Genomic DNA, 25,529 nt, shown 5'->3' on the forward strand with positions numbered 1-25,529 from the left:
TAACAAGCTATCATCGTGCTATCCAAAGTGATTAAGGCAATCAATTTCAAATAGAACGAACATATAACAACTTAATAAACCGGCATTCCCAGCCAGCCCAATAGCATGGCCGATTCCGCCATAATGTTGATATTGGCGGTGTAACCATCAAATTCATTGTTGATGGCTGAAATCTGATTATTAAAATGGTCGTTCTCAGCTGTCAGTACGTCCAGCAGCGATCGCTTACCCAGGTAATACCACTGCTCATAGAACATGGTTCTCACCCGATCCGTTTCTGATGACAATGCCTGATACTCTTTCGCCCGTTCAAAGGCGGAATCCCGTACCTGAATCATGCTGCGGATTTTATATTTCAGTTCCAATACGGTGGTTTCGAACTGCATCTGAGTAGCCTGAGCCCGCTGCACAGCGGCGGCCTGAGATGCCGAGGCTGAGCCACCGGTGAACAGATCCCATTCCACGTTTATACCGGTGTACCAGGATTGTTCGTCACCGTTACTATCTTTGGCGGTGCTTTTTGACACTACCCAGTTAATGTTGGGATAAGCAGAAGATTTGATGGCATCTGCTTTATGCAGGCTGGCCTGAACTTCCGCTTTCGCCCGTTGAATTTGAGGGTGGTTATCCAGCGACGCCAGAATACTGCCGGAGCTGATATTGGACTCATCCCACACCAGATTTTCCGGTAGCTGAACTTCACGCCCCAGCAGACGGGTCATCATAATTTGGGTATCGCGCCAGCTGCTTTCCAGCTGTTGCACGTTAGTTTGAGCCTGTAGCAGCTTGGCACGGGCCTGAACCAGCTCACTGCCCCGCCCTTTATCCGTCTGGGTAATTTGCGACAGCATATTCACCAGATCGGACATGCGCTTTTCATACGCTTTTGCCACCTTGATATCTTTCTGGAACTTATCCAGCGTCAACAGACCTTCAATGGTCTGATAGGCAATCTGGTTACGGGTTAGTTTCACTGTCTGTAAGGATGATTTAGACAGTTCCTCCGCACTCTGAATACCGCTGCCGGTTTTACCAAAATCAAACACAGTGGTAGTAACCGAGACCGAGCCGCTGGTATCACTGATATCCGAAGAGTTATTGTTACGACTACCACTACCAAAGTTAGAGACTGGCGAGTTAGCACCCACTCTCACCTGCGGCCAACGGGTGCCTTTGATTTCATCAGTGTCATATTTGGCGGCGGTAAAGGCCGCCTGCGCATTACGAATTTCCGGGCTGAAGTTCAGCGCCTGACGCACGGTACTCTTCACAAACTCAACTGACGGGATACCTTTGCCCGCTACCGGCGGTTTAGTGGCATAACCGGAGGTCTTCACCACAATACCGGCATTTTGAGCGTTATCCGGCGGGGTCAGTGACGTATCCGTGACCACCCAGTTCAGAATATCTTGCTGAACTTTATCGTCGGTCTTAGTAAAAGAATTATCATTTCCGCTGGTTGATGCTGGCTGAACCATTGGCCGGGTATCTGCCAGCAGGGTTGCCTGCTTGCTTTCGTCCTGCTTCACTGGGGTAGAGACTGTCATCGGTTCGCTATCCGATGAAATATCGCTAAAGGCAAGTTGCTCCGTATCGTGGCTGTTACTCGCTGCTACATTTGTTTTAGCAATAGCAGGTTGGCTGGCCGCAATAGGTGCCGGATTCTGCGCATTACGTTTGGGTTCAGGCTCTGCAGCTTTAACCGGTGTCGCACTGGCAATGATTTCTGCTTTACTATCCGCTGCATCAATGGCGGTAAATTCCAGAGCATCATTCTCTGAAGCGGATGGCTTCGCCTGCTGAGGTACGTTGTCTTTTACCACCCAGCTTTTACCATCACGACCCACGGTAGCAATGGGTGCCGTAACCATCGGAGCAATTGGAGCCGGGTTTTGCGCGGTTGTGATCGGCTGCGGCTCTGCCACAACCACCGGAGCCGGCGTGCTGTTTGCTACGGCTTTTGGTGCCGTCTCTGTCGCTTCAATATCCATCAGCTCCAGCACCTGATTATCATGTCCTGATGGCTGGCGAACGGGTTCAGATACTGGCTGAGTCACCGCATCCTGCTGCCAGCCTTTATGACTGCTGACCGTCGCAACAGGCGCGACAACAGGCTTAGCACCTGTCGACCAGCTGTTACCGTCTCGACCCACGGTCGAGACGGGTGCAGGAGGCGGCACGACAATGGCCGGAGCCACCTCACGCGCCGGTGTGGCAGAAACCGGTGTTGGCGTGATAATCACCGGTTCGGCCTGAGCCACCGGCATCTCAACCGCTTTGGGTTTGACCGCCGGCGGTGGCGGCTGATTGACCGCTCCCGCACGACGCCCCGGCTGTAACGCCTGTAATAATTTATCGTCCACCTGTGCTGACATGGCGGTTGTCACCGTCACCGATAAGGATAATGTCAGCAGGGCCAGTTGTTTCATTTTCATATAGTTCTTAACGCTCCCGGAACGCTTCTCTGGCTTTCAAGACTGGTTTCAGGATGTAATCCAGTATGGTTTTTTCTCCCGTTCTGATTTCTACCGTGGCGATCATGCCCGGCATTATCGGGAATACCTTATCTTTGGCGGTCAGTGCCGCTTTGTCAGTACGCACTAACACCCGGTAATAGGTGGTATCACCACGTCCCTGACGCATCTTGTCTTCATCTTTCAGGGTGTCAGCACTGATGTGTTCCAGCGTGCCGCTTAAGCCGCCGTAAATGGCGTAGTCATAGGCGGTAATTTTCACCGTCGCTTTCAGACCGGGATGCAGAAACGCCACGTCCGACGGTTTGATTTTGGCCTCCACCAGCAGTTGGTCTTCCAGCGGGATAATCGCCATGATCTCGCCGCCCTGCTGGATAACCCCGCCAACGGTGGTCACTTTGATGTTATTTACCGTGCCGCGAACCGGAGCCACAATAGTGGTACGGTTCATGACGTCTTCACGGGCTGCCACGTTCTCCACACTTTGCGCCAGTTCACTTTCGAATTTGTTCAGTTCGGCGTTGGCCTCGGAGCGGAAACGGTTCTGGCGCTCAGCAATTTGCAGGCGAAATTCGTTGGCCTGACGACGCATCCGCAGCAGTTCCACTTCCGACATTAAACCTTTTTGCATCAGCGGCTCGGACAGGTTGATTTCATCTTCTGCCAGTTTCAGGCTGGTTTGCAGGGTTTTAACGCTCTCGTCCAGCGTTTGCTTACGGGCGCTGTAGGCCTGAGTTTCATCTTTCACCACTGACGGTACCGCCATCACATCCGCCGGGAACACCAGCGGCGTACCATAGGCTTCGGCCCGTAAACGAGTGATGGTACCTTTCAGGCCAATCACCTTGGAGACCCCTTCGCGATATACCGCGCCGGCGCGGGTCGGGTCGATTTTCAACAGCACCTGACCTTTCTCAACGATGTCACCTTCGCGCACGTTCAGCTCTTCCAGGATCCCGCCTTCCAGGCTCTGGATAATCTGCTCACGGCTGGCCGGAATAATTCGCCCCTCTCCCAGAGTAATTTCTTCCACCCGCGCAAACTTCGCCCAGACAATGGCGATAATGAGAATGGCACCGATTAAATACAGCATGATCAGGCTGAACGGCGTCTTCTGCTCGATCAGCGCTTCCTGCAAATCCCGCATAAACGGCAAATCGCTGCTTTTTACTTTTCCTGTTGGTGCTGGTTGCCCACCACCCACTTTTTGTATCTTGTCTGTCATAAAGCCCGTCTTCCCCAGCGCTATCTGCGCCATCTAATGCTATCTGTAACTAACTTCCCTGTTGGCGACCGTTTTATTCCACACTTCCGATCGCCAAAAATATGGATCACTGCGCCTTACCGTTAGCCTTTAATGCAGCAATGACTTCATCTTTTGGCCCATCCGCCACCACTTTGCCCTCATCCAGTACGATCAGCCTGTCCACCAGCTCCAGCAGTGAGAAGCGGTGAGTGACCAGCACTACCGTTTGGTCAGTAATGGAGGTTTTTAACTTGTTGATAAACTGCAGTTCGGTCATGGCATCCATGGAGCTGGTCGGTTCATCCATCAGCAGAATTTTGGGTTTTAACAGCAGGCAACGCGCCAGCGACACCAGCTGTTTCTGACCGCCGGAGATCCCCTGTCCCATTTCGCCGATGGGCATTTCAAAACCCAGCGGATGGCGCATCGCCACTTTGTCCAGTCCGGTCATACGAGCTACCTGTAACAGCTCTTCGGTCGCCACCGACGGGTTACCAATGGTGACGTTTTCCCGCAACGTGCCAAAAAACAGACGACTGTCCTGCCCCACATAACCTACCGAGGTACGCCAGTCCGCCGGATCCACCTGGGTGGCATCCACGTTGTCGATCATCAGTTGACCGCCCCCCGGCTGGAACAGCCGCGCCATCACTTTCAGCAGGGTGGATTTACCGCTGCCGATACTGCCGAGGATCGCCACACGCTCTCCCCGACGAATAGAGATATTGATTTTTTGCAGAACTACCGGCGCGGCCATCATCATGTTGCCGCTCGGGTAGCTGAAGTTGACGCCCTTTAAACGCAGGTTGCCGGTAAAGTTGGGTGCCGACAGGTAGTGAATTTTCTCATCACGCTCGGTAGGCATTTTCATTAACTGGTTCAGTGAGCTCAGCGCGGCTTTTGCCTGCTGGAAACGCAGGGTCAGACCTACTACCGAGCCCAGCGGCGACAGGGTACGACCCGATAAGATCACCGCACCGATCATCGAACCCATAGTCAGTTCACCGGCATGGATCAAATACACACCCCAGATAACTATCGCTACCGTGGTCAGTTGCTGCATAAAGCTGACGAAGGTGGTGGTGGTACTGGATAACGCTTTGGTTTTCATTGAGGTAGCCGCCGCCAGTGCACTGAAATCTTCCCAGCGTTTTTGCATCACGCCTTCACCCTGAGCGGCTTTCAGTGATTCCAGACCGTCGATGGTTTCAATCAGCAAACCTTGCTTAAGGGAGATTTCTCGCAGGTTTTCCTTCATGTTTTTCGCCAGTGGCCACTGCACGCACAGGCTGACAATCAGGATAATCGGCACCGCACACAGCGGAACCAGCACCAGCGGCCCCGCCACCAGATAGATGATAAACAGGAACAGGGCACAGAACGGCAGATCCGACAGTGTTGATAACGTCGCAGAGGTGACGAAATCCCGCACCGATTCAAATTCGCGCAGCTGGTTGGCGAAGGCACCGGAAGATTGCGGTTTGCTCTCCATACGAATGCCTAACACCTGCCGGAACAGCATGGTGCCTAACAGTAAGTCAGCTTTTTTACCTGCAATATCAAACAGGTGAGCCCTTACTAACCTTGAGACAAACTCGAAGATAATGGCAATAAAAACGCCGATACCCAGTGACCACAGAGTTACATAGGCCTGAGTCGGTACCACCCGGTCATACACGTTCATGGTAAAGAAGGTAGAGGCCAGCGTCAGAACGTTAGCCAGCAGCGCGGCAAGGGCTGCGCTGGCGAAGTAGTGGCGATAGCGCCACAGGGTGGAGAACAGCCAGTGGCCTTCTTTATTGGGCTCCGGCAGGCAGTCGTTGCTGCGCTCATCCAGTTTCGGTTTGGGGTTACACAGCAGGGCGTAACCGGAGTACATCTCTTCCAGCGCCCGGGCTGACAGGGTTACCTCACCGCCGTTTTCCGGCAGGATAACGCGGTAAGATGAACCGGCGCCTTTACCGCTGCTGCGTTCGGTAACGATGCAGTGGCTGCCGTCTTTACGAGTAAGCACCACCGGGAACAGGTAGGAGAATAACTGGTCAAGATCCCGCTCCACCCAGGCAACGCCCATGCCGATTTGATCCAGCATGCGCAGGGCAAGCTGGGAAGTAAGTTTCGGCTCTTTTGGCAGCCCGGCGTACAGTACCGCGGCACTGGCTGGTTTGTTGTAGTATGCGGCCAGCCACTGAACAGACCAGAGTAAGCTGTCTTGTTGTGCGTCCGTTGCGGGGGCGAAATCCTGACTCATAGTTTTGGTTATTCCTGTTGTTGTTACTTCATCTATTTTTTTGATATGGGTAGCGGACTTCGGCTTTCTTAATGGTGGAAATCCGCTGTCCATATCATTGGCTCAATGTGTTGCTTAATATTATTAAATAAGCCTTTTTGGATATTCCGGCCGTAAAGACAATGTGCTTATATCGCCTTGGTGCCCGGCCGGAAGACCGGTTGTACTTTAATTCGGAGGGCGTCGGGCATTACCTTCCGATTAACATCTTTTACTATTAGCTTCTGTAGATATTCCGGCCGTAAAGACAATGTGCTTATATCACCTTGGTGCCCGGCCGGAAGACCGGTTGTACTTTAATTCGGAGGGCGTCGGGCATTACCTTCCGATTAACATCTTTTACTATTAGCTTCTGTGGATATTCCGGCCGTAAAAACGATGTGCTTATATCGTCTTTGTGCTCGGCCGGAAGACCGGTTGTACTTAGCCCTTGTGGGCGTCGGGCCTAGGCTGCCTACGGGCAGTTATGAAACACCTTGCGGTGTTTCACCCTTCGGGCCAGCGCAAGCGCTGTTCAAACAGGCTTTCGCCTGTTTGTCGTTGACTTACGCCAAGTCGACCCCCACGGCACCCTCTCCCTCCGATTGGCTTTGGTAAATTCAAAACCATTCGTTTTACTATCTTTGAATCTATTGTTTTTAATCACTAAACCGGTTGGTACAAATTCAGGTACCAAACCGGTTTGGTTTACTTCATTACTCTTAATAACCTGCGCCGGTTTGGATCATGGTGTCTACACGGCGGTTAGCACGGTTACAGAAGTTGCGTTCGTTGTTTGGCAGGCCGGTGCAATCAACCGTTGGGTTGTTGGCGCCCTGGCCGCTAACAGACAGTACCGATGGTGAGACGCCGTAGGAGATCAGCATTTTCTTCACGGTTTCTGCACGCTGTACTGACAGCTTCTGGTTAAAGGTTGCATTACCCACCGGGTCTGCATGACCAACGATGTTGACACTCGAACCCGCTGGCAGGCCGTTGATGTGGTTAGCCATGTTTTGCACGATTTCAGTACCGCCCGCTTCAATATCCGATACGTTTTTACCGGCGAAGCTGAACAGTACGTTGCCTAACGGTGAGCCACCCACATAGTCACAGGCACGTACTGCGGAAGCACGGTTAATGGTCGCGCCGCCTTTGTAGCCAAACAGCTTGCTTTCGGCCTGGGTACGAGTGACTGCGATAGGTGTGCCCACACCCGGTACGCGGTTAGTTTCGATAAAATAAGTTTTGCCACCATTTAATCTAGCGACCGATTTTGGCGTTTCTTTACCGCTATAATTTGGTGCATCATCTGCGTAGGCTTCGATAATGTGTTTTCCCGGCTCCACACAGAACACGGTGAACTCACCATTTCGTAATGCACCCTGGAATTCACGATCGACATAGACGTTCGATACGCCTACGTCCGCATCACCCGCCGGACGGTAGAACACCACCTGAGCCAGACTTTCACTCACTCTGGATACCGGTACGTATTGCGTGCCGGTATGGGTCAGTACCACCGGTGCAGCAGCAGTCGCCGCTTCTTCCGTTGAGCTGATTTCCATCACGTCATTCGCCGGTACGCCGGCGGCCGCTACGCTGAAAGCCAGTAAAGCAGGAATCGCACCCGCAGCAGATACGCGTAATAGCGTTGTCAGCTTATTCACGTCAGACCTCTTGTTTTCCCTAAACATATTTACTCCTGGGTTATTCAGTTATTGGTAAATTAAACAGTGTCCCGACAGGACTGCCTTGCGGCAGTCCTTCGGTTAAGCCATTACAGGATGACCGGATTCACCGTGTTCTCGACCAGCACCTCGATTCCTGAGGTACCCATAGTCCAGACGTTGTAGGTGTTTCCTTGATACTGGTAATTGCTTTGCGACATGCTCCACTGACCGTCAGTACCTTCTAACTGCAGGGTGCTGCCGGCTTCGCCGTTAACCACAATCGCTTTATTACCACTGTTAATTGCCAGTTCTTCTGATCCCAGGCGCAGGACATCTTCCAGTGATACGTTCATGGTGTTGCCACCATTGCCCATATCGAAGATTTCCACTGAGCTCAGTTTGTCTTTCAACGCACTCAGGTCTAACAGTTCGCCGGTGGTATCCAGGATCAGGGTGTCGATACCCTCATCACCGGAGATTGAAGCGAAGTCTGTAGAGATAATCTTCATGATGTCGTTACCGTCACCACCCGATACCTGATCCCCTTTACCGATACCGATAAAGGTGTCGTTGCCCAGACCGCCCAGCAGTACGTCTTCCTGCTCGGTACCGAACATAATGTCGTTACCGGAGGTAAACATTTGCGTGATGGCCTGGAACTCGCTGGTTGTCGCAGACGCTTTGCCATTATTGTCGATGGTTATCTGATGGTTCGCTAACAGCTCTTCCAGAGTCGCTTTGGTATCTTTCAATGTCAGCAACTCGGTACTGCCATAAGCTGAGCCGTCACCATCACGGTCAATAGACAGAATGGTGTCATTACCGCTGTAGGACACAGAGAGATACTGAGTAATCCGGTCACCGGCATCAATGGTTGCAACACCATTAATATAGTGAGCCGCACCGTCAGCATCCGCCATGTAACCCACCAACAGATCGCTTACGTCAATAATGTCAGCATTTGATGTTGCTTCCACCGTACCAATCGCGAAGTTATAGACCGTATCGCGACCGTTACCACCATTATTGGCTGACAAGTTCAGTGACTTATACATCAGCGTATCCTGACCTTTACTGCCAAGATGGAAGGTGTCATCGCCACCGCGACCATCAAAGTAGTTATGCGCCGCATTGCCACTGGTAAAGGTGTCGTTACCGCCACCGCCAGCAATCCCTTCGATATTCACAAACTGTGCATTACCGAAACCGGTATTCTGCATAGTCGTCTTGCTCAGATCGATGGTCAGTGCTGTATTACCCGCCAGCTTGTAGTCAACGATGTCCAGACCGCCGGTATCACTCCAGGTCTTAACGCCGGATATCTCCGTGGTACCGCCCGCGCCGTTATACAAATCGTTACCCAAGGTGGCAAAGAATGTATCGTTGTAGCCGGTTCCCACAATACCCGTCTTGTTGGTGCCGCCGTTGGCGCTGGCGTTCGCAACGTTGGTTTCAGACTCGGTGGTCAGCACATAGGCGTGGTTAGACTCTTCTGCCTTCAACCCAGCCCATGCTTTGTTGACGTTTTGAACGGTGGTGCTGCCCACACTGGCCACACCACCCACGTTGGCTACCGCCCCCTTCTCTGAACGCAGAATAACTGCACTGTACGACTTGCTGGCATCCAGATTATAGAAGTCGACAATCGCCGTACTGTCGTTGGTCTGGTTACCGGACTGCGGGTTGATGATTTGAGTGGAAACCACTTGGCCTGTGGCCTCATCAATCAGCTGTACCGTGTTGCCATACAGGGAGTTAATACCGCCCGCATCCAGAATACGCAGGTGGATAGCCGTGCCGTAACCAACATCATTTTTGTTTTCAATGTAGGTAGTAACACCACCGTTAGTGAACACTAACAGGTCACGGTCACCGTCCCAGTCAACATCAATGGCGATAGCACCAGTGACTTGCTGCGAGGTGCTTGTGCCACCAATCGTCGTTTTACCCACTTGGGTAAGCAGATTCGTGGTGTCAAAGCTCACCGTGCTACCGGTTGTTGTATTGGTGTACAGGTTAACCGGCCCGGACGCTCTGGCGTTGGACATACCGCCGGAGTTCCCCATACCAGGCAGTTCGATAACGTCCATCTTACCGTCGTGGTTCCAGTCCAGCGCAAGGGATGCACCACCCGCAAGGGTGTCATTAAAGGTGTACATTCCTGCGGCGGTTGGGTTACCAATACCGTCGTTGTTCGGGTCATCGAACACCAGTTTGCCGGTTCCGTCGTTAAAGTAGATCCGACTGGCGTGCTGCGCTGCGTTGGTGCCAGAAGCAGCACCAGAGTTGGTGGTGCTGGCACTTCCGCGGCCCAGGAACAAGTCCATCATACCGTCGCCGTTAAAGTCGCCCCAAGTCATGGCAACACCGTTACCGATATTCGGGTCATCATCCGAGCCGCGCTGGAACACGTTCTCAACGATCTGATTGACCTTCCAGTTTCCGTTGTTGGTGCCGTTAACCACCACCAGACGGGCCTGATCGGTACTCCGTGCAGCTGAACTATTGGTTGCACCGTCCTTATCAATACGTGAGCCATCCGCAACGATGTTCTGACTGTGCATCACAAAGTCAACAATACCATCGTTGTTAATGTCCACACCGGACAGTTCCATATCAGGTTGTGACTGATCCAGCCCGATTGGTTGGTGCGAGGAGTTGGCCGCATAGTCCGTTGCGAACGTACCATCTTTGCTCATACCGGTGACCGTACCGTCATTATTCAGTACGATCTGCGAACCATAACCACCACGAATCGCACTATCGTTAGGCGTCTGGTCACCGTTGATCATATCAACATAACCGTCGCCGTCTTTATCGATAGCGATAATCCCGCCGTACCAGCTCCAGGTGTTGGCACTACCATCAGTACCCGCATCACCGGCAAAGTCGCCGGACTGAGACGTGTTGGTGTTTGCCCCCACTTGGTATGCTACATAGGTAGAACCGTTGTAGTAGAACATCTGCTGACCGTCGTTATAGTTACTATCTATAGCAAACAGATCCATCAGACCATCACGGTTATAGTCCATAAAGGTAGCGTTCTGTACGTAGTTATTCGCGTCGTACCCGGTACCGGTGTTACTGACCAGTTTCGTCGTAGTGAAATCACCCAGCGTTGATGACGAAGTTGCCTTCGACTCCAGCATGGCCTGGTTACTATGGATTCTCCATGTACCATTTTCACTCAGCGTAACCGCAGTACCCTTCTGGTTCGGATCGCCGCCACCCGCACCTACCGTAACGGTAGATGTTGGTGATACGGTCAGTTCATTGAGCGTATCGTCATTAGTGATGCTGGCACCATAAACATCATATAGCACCGCTTTCACGTCATATTTTCCGATAGGTAACGCATCGCTGTCCGGGATCTGGACATACCATGTGTTGTTACGGAAATCGATCACCACGCTACCGTTCTGCGAGCTGTATTTCTTACCGTTCACCGTTACTTCAAGGTATTCGCCCGGCAGAATATCAAAGCCAGTAGAACCCGTAATAATTGGTGTGGTATCCAGCGTATCCTGAACGTTAATCACTACCGTCAGGTCAATTGATATTACGAAGTTATTGGACACAGTCCCTTCGTTACCCGCCTTATCCGCCACCACAGCACGGAAGGTATAGGTCATATCATCTTTCAACGCCGATGGATCGAAACTCCAGGAAACATTGTCCGCATGTACCGTTGCCGTACCCAGCATTAAACCGGTAGCAACATCGTAAATACGAACTTCATCACCTTGCTCCAGAGGAGCACTGATGGTTCCGTTCAGCGTTGGAGTACGGTCGTCTGTTGTCGTATTGGTGCCAAACTTACCTTGTGACAGACCAACATCATCGGAGTAGTTGAGGATATCAATGGTCTGCGTTGGCGGATCCAAATCAATGGTCAACAAGAAGTCCGGTGAAATGGTGGCCTTGTTTCCGGCAACGTCAACCGCAACGGCAGTAAAGGTATAGGTATTGGTATTAACCAGTCCGCTTACCGCAAATGTCCATGAACGATTGACCAGATCGACCGTTGCGATGCCCAGTAGAATGCCATTCTGATAAATCTGAATGACATCGGTACTGTCAAGGTCGCCACTCCAGCTACCTTTCAATATCGGAGAGGTATCATCGGTGGAGGTGCCACTACCCAGTATCAGCCCCTTATTGGTGCCAACATCATCGTGGTAGCCTTCAATTACCACCGCTGCAACCGGTGGGGTATCGTCAATATTCAGAATGAAATCAGCAGATGGCGCACTGGCGTTACCCGCTTTATCAGATGAAATGACGTAGTAGTCATGACGACCCTCGGCCTGCTCTGGTAACTCGTAGCTCCACTTACCTTGATCGTTAACCAATACGCTACCCAGCACTTGATCATTCTCATCATAGATGGTGATTAAGCTGCCCTTCTCGCCGGTACCGTGCAGGGTTGGGGTCTTATCATCGGTAAACGCACCAGAGTTCATATCACCGGTGACATCGCCGAAGTTATCCACGGCTTTATCAATGGTTGGCAGAGTCGGTGGAATATTATCGACAGTGAAGATAAATTCCGGACTCATATCAGTCACGTTGCCAGATGAATCCTTCGCCGTCACCTCCACTTTATGCTCACCCTGACCCAGGTCAGTAGTTGGCGTAAAGCTCCAGGTGCCGTCAGCTTTCACCGTGGCCGTACCCTGATTCACTCCATCGATATAGATGGTAACGATACTGCCTGGCTTGCTGACCGTACCCACGATTTCCGGACGCAGGTCATCAGTAATGCCGTTTGGCAGAATATTGCCGGTTACCGTACCCACATCATCGATCAGGTTGTCGATCTTAACGGTCAGGATGCTGGTATCAATGGTGATGTTAACCACTGGTGTTGGTGCACCTTCGTTACCCGCTTTGTCAGTGACCGTGGTGGTGAACTTGTAGTTACCATCCGGCAGGTCGGTAGTCGGAGTAAATGTCCAGCTTCCGTTCTCACCGACTTTCGCTGAACCAATCGCCACGCCATCGTTGTAGATGGTGACAATACTGCCCGCTTCTGCCTGACCGCTGAAGGTTGGTGTTGCATCATCCGTGGTATCGCCATTTTTCAGCTCACCCTGATAATCGCCGACGTTATCGGTGATCAGCAGGCTTTCTACCGGAGCCGGAGCCTTGGTATCCACTTCAATAACAAACACATCACTTGGATCGCTCACCTGACCGATTGGTGAAGTCGCGGTAAAGGTGATGTCGTGCGTACCGTCTTTCAGCGCCGTTGATGGTTCAAACGTCCAGTCACCATTGCTGTCAGCCTTAGCTGTACCCAACAGAGTGGTGCCGTCGTACACATGAATGGTGCTGCCTGCCGATGCCTTACCTTCAAATGTTGGTTTGGTATCGTCAGTCACGTCGCCGCTCTTCAGCTCGCCCGTGATTGCGCCCACATCATCGATAACCCTATCCAGCGTTGGAGCAACTGACGGAGTACCATCCAGCGTCACGGTGTAATCGTTACTTGGCCCCACTTCGTTGCCAACCGGATCGCGTTCGTAAGCAGTGAACTTATTGCTACCCTCTGCCAGTGCATTCTCCGGACGGAAGGTCCAGATACCCTGGTCATTGACCTTGGCAGTACCCAGCAGAACATCAGCACCTGACTCGTGTGAGACGTGGACATAAATAGTGTCACCCGCCGTACCGGTACCGCTGATGGTTGGGCGGCTGTCGTCGGTGAAATCACCGTCGTCAACGTTACCCGTGACATTACCCACCTGATCGTCCACACCGGTGATCTTCAGCTTGCTGAGATCCGGACCGGTGAAGTCCATTTCCAGCACGAAGTCAGCGGATGGCATGCTCACGTTGCCCGCTTTATCGGTCGCCGTGACATGGAACTTATGCTCACCTTCAATTAACGGAGAGGTTGGGGTAAAGGTCCACTGACCGGTGGTTTCATCTGCTACCACCGAGCCTAACAGCGCATCACCATCGTAAACCTTAACGATGCTGCCCTTCTCGGCTTTACCGGTCAGGGTTGGTGTCGGGTCATCGGTCGCCATACCGTTTGTCAGCGTGCCCTGAACAGAGCCCACGTCATCCTTCGCCGATTCAATAGTTGGCTGAGTTGGGGCCACAGTATCAACCGTGAACTCAAACGCCGACGTCGGATCGGTGGTGTTGTTGGACTGATCGGTAGCCGTCACGGTAATGCTGTGCTTGCCCTGACCTAAATCGGTGGTCGGGGTGAAGCTCCAGCTCTTATCCGGATTCACGGTGGTGGAGCCCAGCAGGGTCGCGCCATCGTACACCTTGATGATGCTGCCCGCTTTACCGGTACCGGTGATTTCCGGACGGGTATCGTCGGTTACGCCGTTTTGTGCAATTGGTCCTGTGATATCGCCCACGTCATCAATCAGTTTATCCAGACTGACTTCAACGCCTTCAGTATTGACCGTAATGTTCACAACCGGTGTGGCATCGCCGGTGTTACCCGCTTTATCCGTGACCGTGGTGGTGAATTTATAGTCGCCATCCGGTAATGGTGTGCTTGGTGTGAAGCTCCAGGTACCATCGGTACCGACTTTCGCCGTACCCAGCAGGTTACCGTCGTTGTAGACAGACACCGTACCACCGGCTTCGGCTTTACCGCTGAAGGTCGGGGTGTTGTCATCAGTCACATCGCCGTTTTTCAACGGCCCCTGATAGGTACCGACGTTATCGCTGATCAGCAGATTTTCGACTGCACCCGGTGCAGTGGTATCTACTTCAAAGTCAAAGATACCGGTCTTATCACTGGTCTGACCCACGGTGTTGGTGGCATCGGCAGTAATGTTGTACTTACCGTCCGCCAGTGCAGGCTCAGGGGTAAAGCTCCAGTTACCTTTGTCGTCAACTTTCGCCGTACCAATCGCCACATCGTTGTTGTAGATGGTGACTGTACCGTTGGCCACTGCCGTACCCTTCAGGGTTGGCGTGTTGTCATCGGTCACGTCGCCTTTCTGCAATGGTGCCGTGATAGAGCCTACGTTGTCTTCAATGGTCTCAATCACCGGTGGATTCGGCTTACCAATATCCAGCGTAATGGTATAAGACGCACTTGGATCGGTGGCGTTACCCACTGGATCCACTTCCACTGCGGTGAACTCATTGGCGCCTTTATTCAGCGGAGACTCAGGACGCAGTGTCCAGTTACCGTCTTTATCCACCGTGGTGCGGCCAATCTCACGATTACCCGTACTGTCTTTGGTGTACACGATAATGGTATCACCGGCCGTACCGGTACCGCTGATGGTTGGACGGGTATCGTCAGTGGTGTCGCCCGGGTTCACGTTACCGGTGACTGCACCCACCTGATCGTCCACGCCGGTGATCTTCAGCTTGCTGGCATCCGGACCGGTGAAGTCCATCTCCAGAATGAAGTCAGCCGATGGCAGACTCACGTTGCCCGCCGCATCCGTTGAGGTCACATGGAACTTATGCTCCCCCTCACCCAGTGGTGAAGTCGGGGTAAAGGTCCACTGGCCAGTGGTGGCATCGGCCACCACCGAGCCTAACAGCGCATCGCCATCGTATACCTTAACGATGCTGCCCTTCTCGGCTTTACCGGTCAGGGTTGGCGTCGGGTCATCGGTCGCCATACCGTTAGTTAACGTGCCCTGAACGGAGCCCACGTCATCCTTCGCCGATTCAATAGTCGGCTGAGTCGGAGCTACAGTATCAACCGTGAACTCAAACGCCGAAGTTGGATCGGTGGTGTTGTTGGACTGATCGGTAGCCGTCACGGTAATGCTGTGCTTGCCCTGACCTAAATCGGTGGTCGGGGTGAAGCTCCAGCTCTTATCGGCGTTCACAGTGGTAGAACCCAGCAGGGTGGCGCCATCGTACACTTTGATGATGCTGCCCACTTTACCGGTACCGGTGATTTCCGGACGGGTATCGTCGGTTACGCCATTTGGTGCAATCGGCCCGGTGATATCGCCCACGTCATCAATCAGTTTATCCAGACTGACTTCAACGGTCTCAGTGTTGACGGTAATGTTCACTACCGGAGTGGCATCGCCCACGTTACCGGCTTTATCCATCACGGTGGTGGTGAACTTGTAGCTGCCATCTGGTAATGGCGTGCTTGGTGTAAAGCTCCAGGTACCATCGGTGCCGACTTTCGCCGTACCCAGCAGGTTACCGTCGTTGTACACCGACACGGTACCACCGGCTTCCGCTTTACCGCTGAAGGTCGGGGTGTTGTCATCAGTGGTATCGCCATCTTTCAACGGCCCCTGATAGGTACCGACGTTATCGCTGATCAACAGGTTTTCTACCGCACCCGGAGGCGTGGTATCCACGGTGAAGTCGAAAGCACCGGTCTTATCACTGGTCTGACCCACGCTGTTAGTGGCATCGGCAGTGATGTTGTACTTACCGTCCGCCAGGGCAGGCTCAGGGGTAAAGCTCCAGTTACCTTTGTCATCAACTTTCGCCGAACCAATCGGGTTACCGTTGTTGTAGATGGTCACGGTGCCGTTTGGCACAGCGGTACCCTTCAGGGTTGGCGTGTTGTCATCGGTCACGTCACCTTTCTGCAACGGCGCAGTAATTGAGCCCACATTGTCTTCAATGGTTTCAATCACTGGCGGCTGTGGTTTAGAACTGTCTACCACAATCGCATACGGTGCGCTTGGGTCGGTGGAGTTACCCACCGGATCCATTTCTACCGCAGTGAACTCGTTGGCGCCTTTCACCAGCGGTGATTCCGGACGCAGCGTCCAGTTACCGTCTTTATCGACCGTAGTACGGCCAATCTCACGATTACCGGCACCGTCTTTCACGTAGACAATAATGGTATCGCCTGCCGTACCGGTACCGCTGACGGTTGGACGGGTATCATCGGTGGTGTCGCCCGGGTTCACGTTACCGGTGACTGCACCCACCTGATCGTCCACACCAGTGATAGACAGCTTGCTGGCATCCGGACCGGTGAAGTCCATATTCAGCACGAAGTCAGCGGATGGCAGACTTACGTTACCTGCCGCATCCGTTGAGGTCACATGGAACTTATGCTCACCTTCACCCAGCGGTGACGTTGGGGTAAAGGTCCACTGGCCGGTGGTCGCATCGGCAACCACAGAGCCTAACAGCGCATCGCCGTCGTACACTTTAACGATGCTGCCCTTCTCGGCTTTACCGGTCAGGGTTGGCGTTGGGTCATCGGTGGCGGCGCCATTGGTCAGCGTGCCCTGAATGGCACCCACGTCATCCTTGGCCGATTCAATGGTCGGTGCATTTGGTGCCACGGTATCAACCGTGAACTCAAACGCCGAGGTTGGATCGGTGGTGTTATTGGACTGGTCAGTAGCCGTCACGGTAATGCTGTGCTTGCCCTGAGACAGATCGGAAGAAGGCGTAAAGCTCCAGCTCTTATCCGGATTCACGGTGGTGGAGCCCAGCAGAGTCGCGCCATCATAAATCTTGATGATACTGCCGACTTTACCGGTACCGGTGATTTCCGGACGCACATCGTCGGTCACGCCGTTTGGTGCAATCGGCCCGGTGATATCGCCCACGTCATCAATCAGTTTATCCAGGCTGACTTCAACCGCTTCGGTGTTAACCGTAATGTTCACTACCGGTGTGGCATCGCCGGTGTTACCCGCCTTATCCGTGACCGTGGTGGTGAACTTGTAGCTGCCATCCGGCAACGGCGTGCTTGGTGTGAAGCTCCAGGTACCATCGGTGCCCACTTTCGCTGTACCCAGCAGATTGCCGTCGTTGTACACCGACACCGTACCACCCGCTTCGGCTTTACCGCTGAAGGTTGGGGTATTGTCATCGGTAGTATCACCGTCTTTCAACGGCCCCTGATAGGCACCGACGTTATCGCTGATTAACAGGTTTTCTACCGCACCCGGTGCAGTGGTATCCACGGTGAAGTCAAACACACCGGTCTTATCACTGGTCTGGCCCACGCTGTTGGTGGCATCGGCAGTGATGCTGTACTTACCGTCCGCCAGGGCAGGCTCAGGAGTAAAGCTCCAGTTACCTTTGTCGTCAACTTTGGCCGAACCAATCGGGTTACCGTTGTTGTAGATGGTCACGGTGCCGTTTGGCACTGCCGTACCCTTCAGGGTTGGCGTGTTGTCATCAGTCACATCACCTTTTTGCAGCGGTGCGGTGATTGAGCCCACGTTATCTTCCACCGTTTCGATCACTGGCGGTTGAGGTTTAGAGCTGTCCACAACGACGGCATACGGTGCACTTGGATCGGTGGCATTACCAACCGGATCCACTTCCACCGCGGTGAATTCGTTAGAACCTTTCACCAGTGGAGATTCAGGACGCAATGTCCAGTTACCGTCTTTATCGACCGTAGTGCGACCAATTTCACGGTTGCCACTGCTGTCTTTGGTGTACACGATAATGGTGTCACCGGCAGTACCGGTACCGCTGATGGTTGGACGGGTATCGTCAGTGGTGTCGCCCGGATTCACATTACCGGTGATCGCACCCACCTGATCGTCCACACCCACGATTGACAGCTTGCTGGCATCCGGACCAGTGAAGTCCATATTCAGCACGAAGTCAGCGGATGGCAGACTTACGTTACCTGCCGCATCGGTGGAGGTCACATGGAACTTATGCTCACCTTCACCCAGTGGTGAAGTCGGGGTAAAGGTCCACTGACCGGTGGTCGCATCGGCCACCACAGAGCCTAACAGCGCATCGCCGTCATATACCTTAACGATGCTGCCCTTCTCGGCTTTACCGGTCAGGGTTGGCGTTGGGTCATCGGTGGCGGCGCCATTGGTCAGCGTGCCCTGAATAGAACCTACGTCATCTTTCGCCGATTCAATGGTTGGCTGAGTTGGCGCTACCGTATCGATAGTGAACTCAAACGCCGAGGTTGGATCGGTGGTGTTGTTGGACTGATCGGTGGCCGTCACGGTAATGCTGTGCTTGCCCTGACCTAAATCGGTGGTCGGGGTGAAACTCCAGCTCTTATCCGCATTAACGGTGGTCGAACCCAGCAGCGTTGCGCCATCGTAGACCTTGATAATGCTGCCTGCTTTACCGGTACCGGTGATTTCCGGACGCGTATCGTCGGTGATGCCATTTTGTGCAATTGGCCCGGTGATATCGCCCACGTCATCAATCAGTTTATCCAGACTGACTTCAACCTTATCGGTATTCACCGTGATGTTCACAACTGGTGTGGCATCGCCCACGTTACCGGCTTTATCCATCACGGTAGTGGTGAACTTGTAGCTTCCATCCGGCAGTGGCGTGCTTGGTGTAAAGCTCCAGGTACCATCGGTGCCCACTTTCGCCGTACCCAGCAGATTGCCGTCGTTGTACACCGACACGGTACCACCGGCTTCGGCTTTACCGCTGAAGGTCGGGGTGTTGTCATCGGTAGTATCACCGTCTTTCAACGGCCCCTGATAGGCACCGACGTTATCGCTGATTAACAGGTTTTCTACCGCACCCGGTGCCGTGGTATCCACGGTGAAGTCAAACACACCGGTCTTATCACTGGTCTGGCCCACGCTGTTGGTGGCATCAGCAGTAATATTGTACTTACCGTCCGCCAGGGCAGGCTCAGGGGTAAAGCTCCAGTTACCTTTGTCGTCAACTTTGGCCGAACCAATCGGGTTACCGTTGTTGTAGATAGTCACGGTGCCGTTTGGCACAGCGGTACCCTTCAGGGTTGGCGTGTTGTCATCGGTCACATCGCCTTTCTGCAACGGCGCAGTAATTGAGCCCACGTTGTCTTCAATGGTTTCAATCACTGGTGGTTGAGGTTTGGAGTTATCGATAACAATCGCATACGGTGCGCTTGGATCGGTGGCATTACCCACTGGGTCCATTTCTACCGCAGTAAACTCGTTAGCCCCTTTTACCAACGGAGAGGCCGGACGTAATGTCCAGTTACCTTCGCTGTCCACGGTAGTGCGGCCAATCTCACGATTACCTGAGCCATCTTTCACGTAGACAATAATGGTGTCACCGGCGGTACCGGTACCGCTGATGGTTGGACGGGTATCGTCGGTGGTGTCGCCCGGTTTCACATTACCGGTGACTGCACCCACTTGATCGTCCACACCCGTGATAGACAGCTTGCTGCTATCCGGACCGCTGAAGTCCATGGTCAGTACGAAGTCAGCCGATGGCAGACTTACGTTGCCCGCCGCATCCGTCGCCGTGACATGGAACTTATGCTCACCTTCCACTAATGGCGAGGTTGGGGTAAAGGTCCACTGGCCGGTGATATCATCAGCCACCACCGAGCCTAACAGCGCATCGCCGTCATACACTTTAACCACGCTGCCTTTCTCGGCTTTACCGGTCAGGGTTGGCGTCGGGTCATCGGTGGCCGCGCCATTGGTCAGCGTGCCCTGAATGGTACCCACGTCATCTTTGGCCGATTCAATGGTTGGTTGGTTCGGTGCCAGCGTATCGATAGTAAATTCAAACGCATACGTCGGTTCGGTGGTATTACCTGCCAGATCGGTGGCCGTCACGGTAATGCTGTGGCTGCCCTGACCTAAATCGGTGGTCGGGGTGAAGCTCCAGCTCTTATCGGCATTGACAGTGGTAGAACCCAGCAGAGTCGTACCATCGTACACTTTGATGATGCTGCCTGGTTTACCGGCACCCACGATTTCCGGACGCGTATCGTCAGTTACGCCATTTTGCGAGATATTGCCGGTGATATCGCCGACGTTATCCACCAGTTTATCCAGTGAAACTTGCTGACCGGTGGTATCCACCTTAATGTTCACTAACGGTGTTTCATCGCCGGTGTTACCCGCCTTATCCGTTACCGTGGTGGTGAACTTATAGTCGCCGTCCGCTAATGGTGAACTTGGCGTGAAGCTCCAGTTACCATTGGTATCCACTTTAGCGGTACCCAGCAGATTGCCGTCGTTATAGACAGACACCGTGCTGCCCGCTTCCGCTTTACCGCTGAAGGTTGGCGTGTTGTCATCAGTGATATCGCCGTCTTTCAATGGCCCCTGATAGGCACCCACGTTATCGCTGATCAACAGGTTTTCTACCGCACCCGGTGCCGTGGTATCAATTTCAAAGTTGAAGATACCGGTTGGATCGCTGACCTGACCGACCGGGCTGGTAGCCGTCACGGTAATGTTGTACTTACCGTCTGCCAGTGCAGGCTCTGGGGTAAAGCTCCAGTTACCTTTGTCGTCAACTTTCGCCGAACCAATCGGGTTACCGTTGTTGTAGATAGTCACGGTGCCGTTTGGCACAGCGGTACCCTTCAGGGTTGGCGTGTTGTCATCGGTCACGTCACCTTTTTGCAGCGCGCCGGTTACCGGTCCCACGTTATCGTCCACCGTTTCAATCACTGGCGGTTGAGGTTTGGAGTTGTCGATAACAATCGCATACGGTGCACTTGGATCGGTGGTGTTACCGACCGGATCCATTTCCACCGCGGTGAACTCGTTGGAGCCCTTCGCCAGTGGTGTCGCCGGACGCATGCTCCAGTTACCATTTTCATCCACTGTCGCACGACCAATTTCACGCTCACCGGAACCGTCTTTCACATAAACGATAATGGTGTCGCCGGCCGTACCGGTACCGCTGATGGTTGGACGGGTATCATCGGTGGTTTCACCCGCTTTTACGTTACCGGTGTAAGCGCCGACCTGATCGTCCACGCCGGTAATCGACAGGTTAGTGCCATCCGGACGGGTATAGTCAGTGGTCAGAATGAAGTCAGCAGATGGAACGCTGGTATTACCCGCCGCATCCGTCGCTGTCACATGGAACTTGTTCTCACCTTCTGGTACAGGCGTCGATGGTGTGAAGGTCCACTTACCGGTGGTGCTGTCAGCAACTGTTGAGCCTAACAGCGCGCCATTATCATAGATCTTCACCACACTACCCTTCTCGGCAGTACCGGTCAGGCTTGGTGTGGAGTCATCGGTCTTATCGCCATTGTTCAGAGTACCCTGTTTCGTACCCACGTCATCCTGGGCTGACTCGATGGTCGGCATGGTTGGCGCAGTGGTATCCACGGTGAACTCGAACGCCGAAGTGCGATCGCTGGTGTTACCCGCCTGATCTTTGGCAATCACGGTGATGCTGTGCACGCCTTCTTTCAGTGGGGTGGATGGCGTAAAGCTCCAGGTACCGTCGGCTTTCACCGTGGTTTCACCCAGCTTCACAGAGCCATCATAGATGGTTACGGTGCTGCCCGCTTTACCTTCGCCGGTGATTTCCGGTTTGGTATCGTCGGTCACGCCGTTTGGTGTGATATTACCCTGCTTATCACCCACATCATCAATGAGCGCACTAATGCTGACCACAACATTGGTGGTATCGATAGTGATAGTCAGCGATGGGCCGTCAGTGTTGGTGTTACCGGCTTTATCAGTAACGGCTGTGGTAAAGGTGTGCTCACCGTCCGGCAGATTGCTGTCCGGAGTAAATGACCAGTTACCGTTGCTGTCAACCTTGGCAGAACCAATGGCATTGCCGTTGTCATAGATGGTCACCGTGCTGCCCGGTTCCGCCTTACCACTGAAGGTTGGGGTAGCATCATCGGTGGTATCGCCATCCAGAATGTAACCCTGCTTCTCACCCACGTTATCGAATACCTGCAGGTTTTCGACCGAGTTAGGTGCTTTGGTATCCACTTCGAAATTGAAGATACCGGTAGGTTTACTGGTTTGTCCCAGCGGACTGGTGGCGGTAGCCGTGATGTTGTGCATACCATCGGCCAGTGCGGTGGTTGGCTCGAATGTCCACACGCCTTTCTCGTCAGCGGTGGCAGAACCAATCAGCGTTGCACCGTCATAGATGCGTACCAGATAGCCCGCTTCAGAAGTACCGGTGATAACCGGCTTGGTGTCATCCGTCACATCGCCTTTCTGCAATGCACCGGTGATATCACCCACGTTATCCAGCACGTTAACGATAACCGGCTCGGTTGGACGTGACATATCCAGCGTCACCACATACTCGGCGCTTGGATCGGTGAAGTTGCCCACTGGATCGATTTCTACCGCAGTGAATTTGTTCTCACCCGGCAGTAATGGCGACTCAGGCTGTAAGCTCCACTTATTGTCCGCACCCACTATGGTGCTACCAATCACATGGTTACCGGTGGCGTCTTGTGCGTACACAATGATGGTATCGCCGGCAGTACCGGTACCCTGAATGGTCGGACGGCTGTCATCGGTGGCTTTACCGTTGTCGATATTGCCGGTAATTTCACCGTAGTTATCCGTTACACCCGTGATCTTCAGATTGCTGGCATCCGGACCGGTATAGTCGGTGGTCAGGATAAAGTCAGCAGATGGCGTGCTGGTATTACCCGCCGCATCAGTGGCAGTGACATGGAACTTATGCTCGCCTTCACTGATTGGGGTAGACGGTGTGAAGCTCCACTCACCGGTGATGTTATCCGCAGTCACCGAGCCCAGTACGTTGCTACCGTCATAAATGGTTACGATGCTGCCTTTCTCTGCGCTACCTTTCAGGGTTGGCGTGGAGTCATCGGTGAAACTACCGCTGGCCATTGAACCTTGCTTAGAACCTACATCGTCAAAGGCAGAATCAATGGTCGGTGTGTTTGGCGCAGTGGTATCAACAGTGAAGTCAAACGCCGCCGTTGGGCCAGTCAGGTTGCCCGCTTTATCGGTCATGGTGACCGTAATGCTGTGCGCACCTTCTTTCAGTTCTGTGGCTGGCGTGAAGCTCCAGCTGCCGTTGGCTTTCACCGTGGTTTCACCCAGCAGGGTTGAACCGTCGTAAACCTTGATGGTTGCGCCTGGCTTACCCTGACCGGTGATTTCCGGTTTGGTATCGTCAGTCACGCCATTGGCGGTGATATTGCCAGTCACAGTACCCACATCATCGATTAATGCAGTGATGCTGACCGGATCGTTTGAAGTATCCACCGTCAGGGACAGGCCAGGGCCATTTGGATTCACGTTACCCGCTTTGTCGGTCACGGTGGTAGTGAAGTTATGATCACCATCAGTTAGTGCCGAGTCAGGAGTAAACGTCCACTTACCTTCACCATCCACTTTCGCCGTACCCAGCACTTTACCATCGTCATAGATGGTCACGGTGCTGCCCGGTTCAGCTTTACCGCTGAAGGTCGGGGTGTTGTCGTCAGTGGTATCGCCGTTGCTCAGAGGGCCCTGATAATCACCGACGTTATCGGTTACCACCAGATTTTCCACGGCGTCAGGCGCTTTGGTATCCACTTCAAAGTTGAAGATACCGGTCTTATCGCTGGTTTGACCCACCGGACTGGTGGCGGTCGCCGTAATGTTGTGCTTGCCGTCAGCCAGTGCCGTATCCGGAATAAATGTCCAGACACCTTTGCTGTCAGCCGTCGCCGTACCTAACAGGGTAACGCCATCGTAAATACGGATGGTGTAGCCAGCCTCGGCAGTACCGGTAATGGTTGGTTTGTTATCGTCAGTCACATCGCCTTTCTGCAATGGACCTACAATATCACCTGCGTTATCCAGCACGTTCACAATCACCGGCTCGCTTGGACGGGAAACATCCAGGGTCACAGTGTATTGGTTACTTGGGTCAGTTTTATTGCCTGCAGGGTCCATTTCAACCGCTGTAAACTGGTTGCTGCCCGGCAGTAATGGGGTTTCTGGCTGAATGCTCCACTTACCGTCAGAACCGACTGTACCGCGACCAATTTCATGGTTACCGGTGCCGTCGTTCACATACAGAATGATGGTATCGCCTTCAGTGCCGGTACCACTGATAACCGGACGGCTGTCATCGGTGGCACCACCGTTGGTGATGTTGCCGGTGATTTCACCGTAGTTATCCAGTACGCCGGTAATAGACAGGTTGGCTGGATTTGGTGGAGTGGTATCCACGACGAAATCAAAGCTGTCAGACGGATCGCTTTCGTTACCCGCTTTGTCAGTTTCAGTCACGGTAATACTGTGTGAACCATCACTCAGTTCAGTGTCTGGCGTGAAGCTCCATGCACCGTTTTCATCAACGATAGCGGTACCAATCACCTTATCACCGTCTTTAACGGTAATAGTGTTACCCGGCTCGCCTTCACCAGTGAAGGTAGGGGTCTTATCATCAGTTTCACCACCCGGTTTGATAGCGCCGGTGATATCACCTTCGTTATCAATAACACTGCCTAATTCCGGTTTCGCCGGAGGGATGGTATCCACTTCAAAGTCGATTGGATCGGACGGTTCACTCTTGTTACCTGCTTCATCGGTCTCGGTGATAACAATACTATGTTCACCTTCGCCCAACGCTTCGTCCGGCGTAAAGGTCCAGTTACCGTTTTCATCAACGATAGCGGTACCAATCACATTCTCATTATCGATGATAGTGATGGTGCCACCAGGCTCACCTTTACCGTTGAACTCCGGACGATTTTCATTGGTTTGGTCACCAGGTTTGATCTCTTCGCCCGCATTGGAACCGGTATTATCAATAATACTGCCAATTTCAGGCTTAGATGGTGGAGTAGTATCCACTTCAAATTCAATTGGATCGGTAGAGCTGCTGTTGCCCGCTTCGTCAGTTTCAGTCACGACGATGCTGTGCTCACCTTCACTCAGCTCTTCATCCGGGGTGAATGTCCAGTTACCGTCTTCATCAACGATAGTGGTACCCAGCACGTTTTCACCGTCAGTGATGGTGATAACGTTGCCCGGTTCGCCTTTACCGTTAAATTCCGGTTTGGTTTCGTCGGTCTTGTCACCCGGTTTGATTGAGCCGGTTTTGTCACCGGTGCTATCGATAATGCTGCCTACGTCCGGGGTGGCCGGTGGAGTGGTATCCACTTCAAATTCAATTGGATCGGTAGAGCTGCTGTTGCCCGCTTCGTCAGTTTCAGTCACGACGATGCTGTGCTCACCTTCACT

Annotated in this window: 5 protein-coding genes; all 5 read right to left on the reverse strand. The window is 53.1% G+C overall.

All coding sequences use genetic code 11. The features are described 5' to 3' along the window. Nucleotides 1-71: 71 nt before the first annotated feature. Nucleotides 72-2,435: a TolC family protein gene (locus tag I2494_RS08215; protein ID WP_218467595.1), complete on the reverse strand. Its 2,364-nt coding sequence runs from the start codon at nucleotides 2,433-2,435 to the stop codon at nucleotides 72-74. 7 nt (nucleotides 2,436-2,442) lie between these two features. Further along, a complete protein-coding gene (locus tag I2494_RS08220) occupies nucleotides 2,443-3,699 on the reverse strand; it encodes an HlyD family type I secretion periplasmic adaptor subunit (RefSeq protein WP_218467596.1) in 1,257 nt (418 codons plus the stop codon). A gap of 106 nt (nucleotides 3,700-3,805) precedes the next feature. Next, nucleotides 3,806-6,064 (reverse strand): type I secretion system permease/ATPase, encoded by a 2,259-nt coding sequence (locus tag I2494_RS08225; protein ID WP_228350886.1) that lies wholly within the window; start codon nucleotides 6,062-6,064, stop codon nucleotides 3,806-3,808. A 647-nt stretch (nucleotides 6,065-6,711) separates the two neighbouring features. After that, nucleotides 6,712-7,659, reverse strand: a complete 948-nt coding sequence (locus I2494_RS08230) for an OmpA family protein (RefSeq protein WP_228350887.1) — start codon at nucleotides 7,657-7,659, stop codon at nucleotides 6,712-6,714. Between the two features lie 110 nt (nucleotides 7,660-7,769). Continuing rightward, nucleotides 7,770-25,505, reverse strand: a complete 17,736-nt coding sequence (locus I2494_RS08235) for an Ig-like domain-containing protein (RefSeq protein WP_218467598.1) — start codon at nucleotides 25,503-25,505, stop codon at nucleotides 7,770-7,772. Nucleotides 25,506-25,529 lie beyond the last annotated feature (24 nt).

The organism is Limnobaculum allomyrinae (assembly GCF_016649425.1).
Lineage (GTDB): Bacteria > Pseudomonadota > Gammaproteobacteria > Enterobacterales > Enterobacteriaceae > Limnobaculum > Limnobaculum allomyrinae.

What these genes read in the sequence shown, in the direction of transcription:
- I2494_RS08215 (WP_218467595.1), bottom strand. Translation starts at nt 2,435, where the DNA reads ATGAAAATGAAACAACTGGCCCTGCTGACATTATCCTTATCGGTGACG.
- I2494_RS08220 (WP_218467596.1), bottom strand. Translation starts at nt 3,699, where the DNA reads ATGACAGACAAGATACAAAAAGTGGGTGGTGGGCAACCAGCACCAACA.
- I2494_RS08225 (WP_228350886.1), bottom strand. Translation starts at nt 6,064, where the DNA reads ATGGACAGCGGATTTCCACCATTAAGAAAGCCGAAGTCCGCTACCCAT.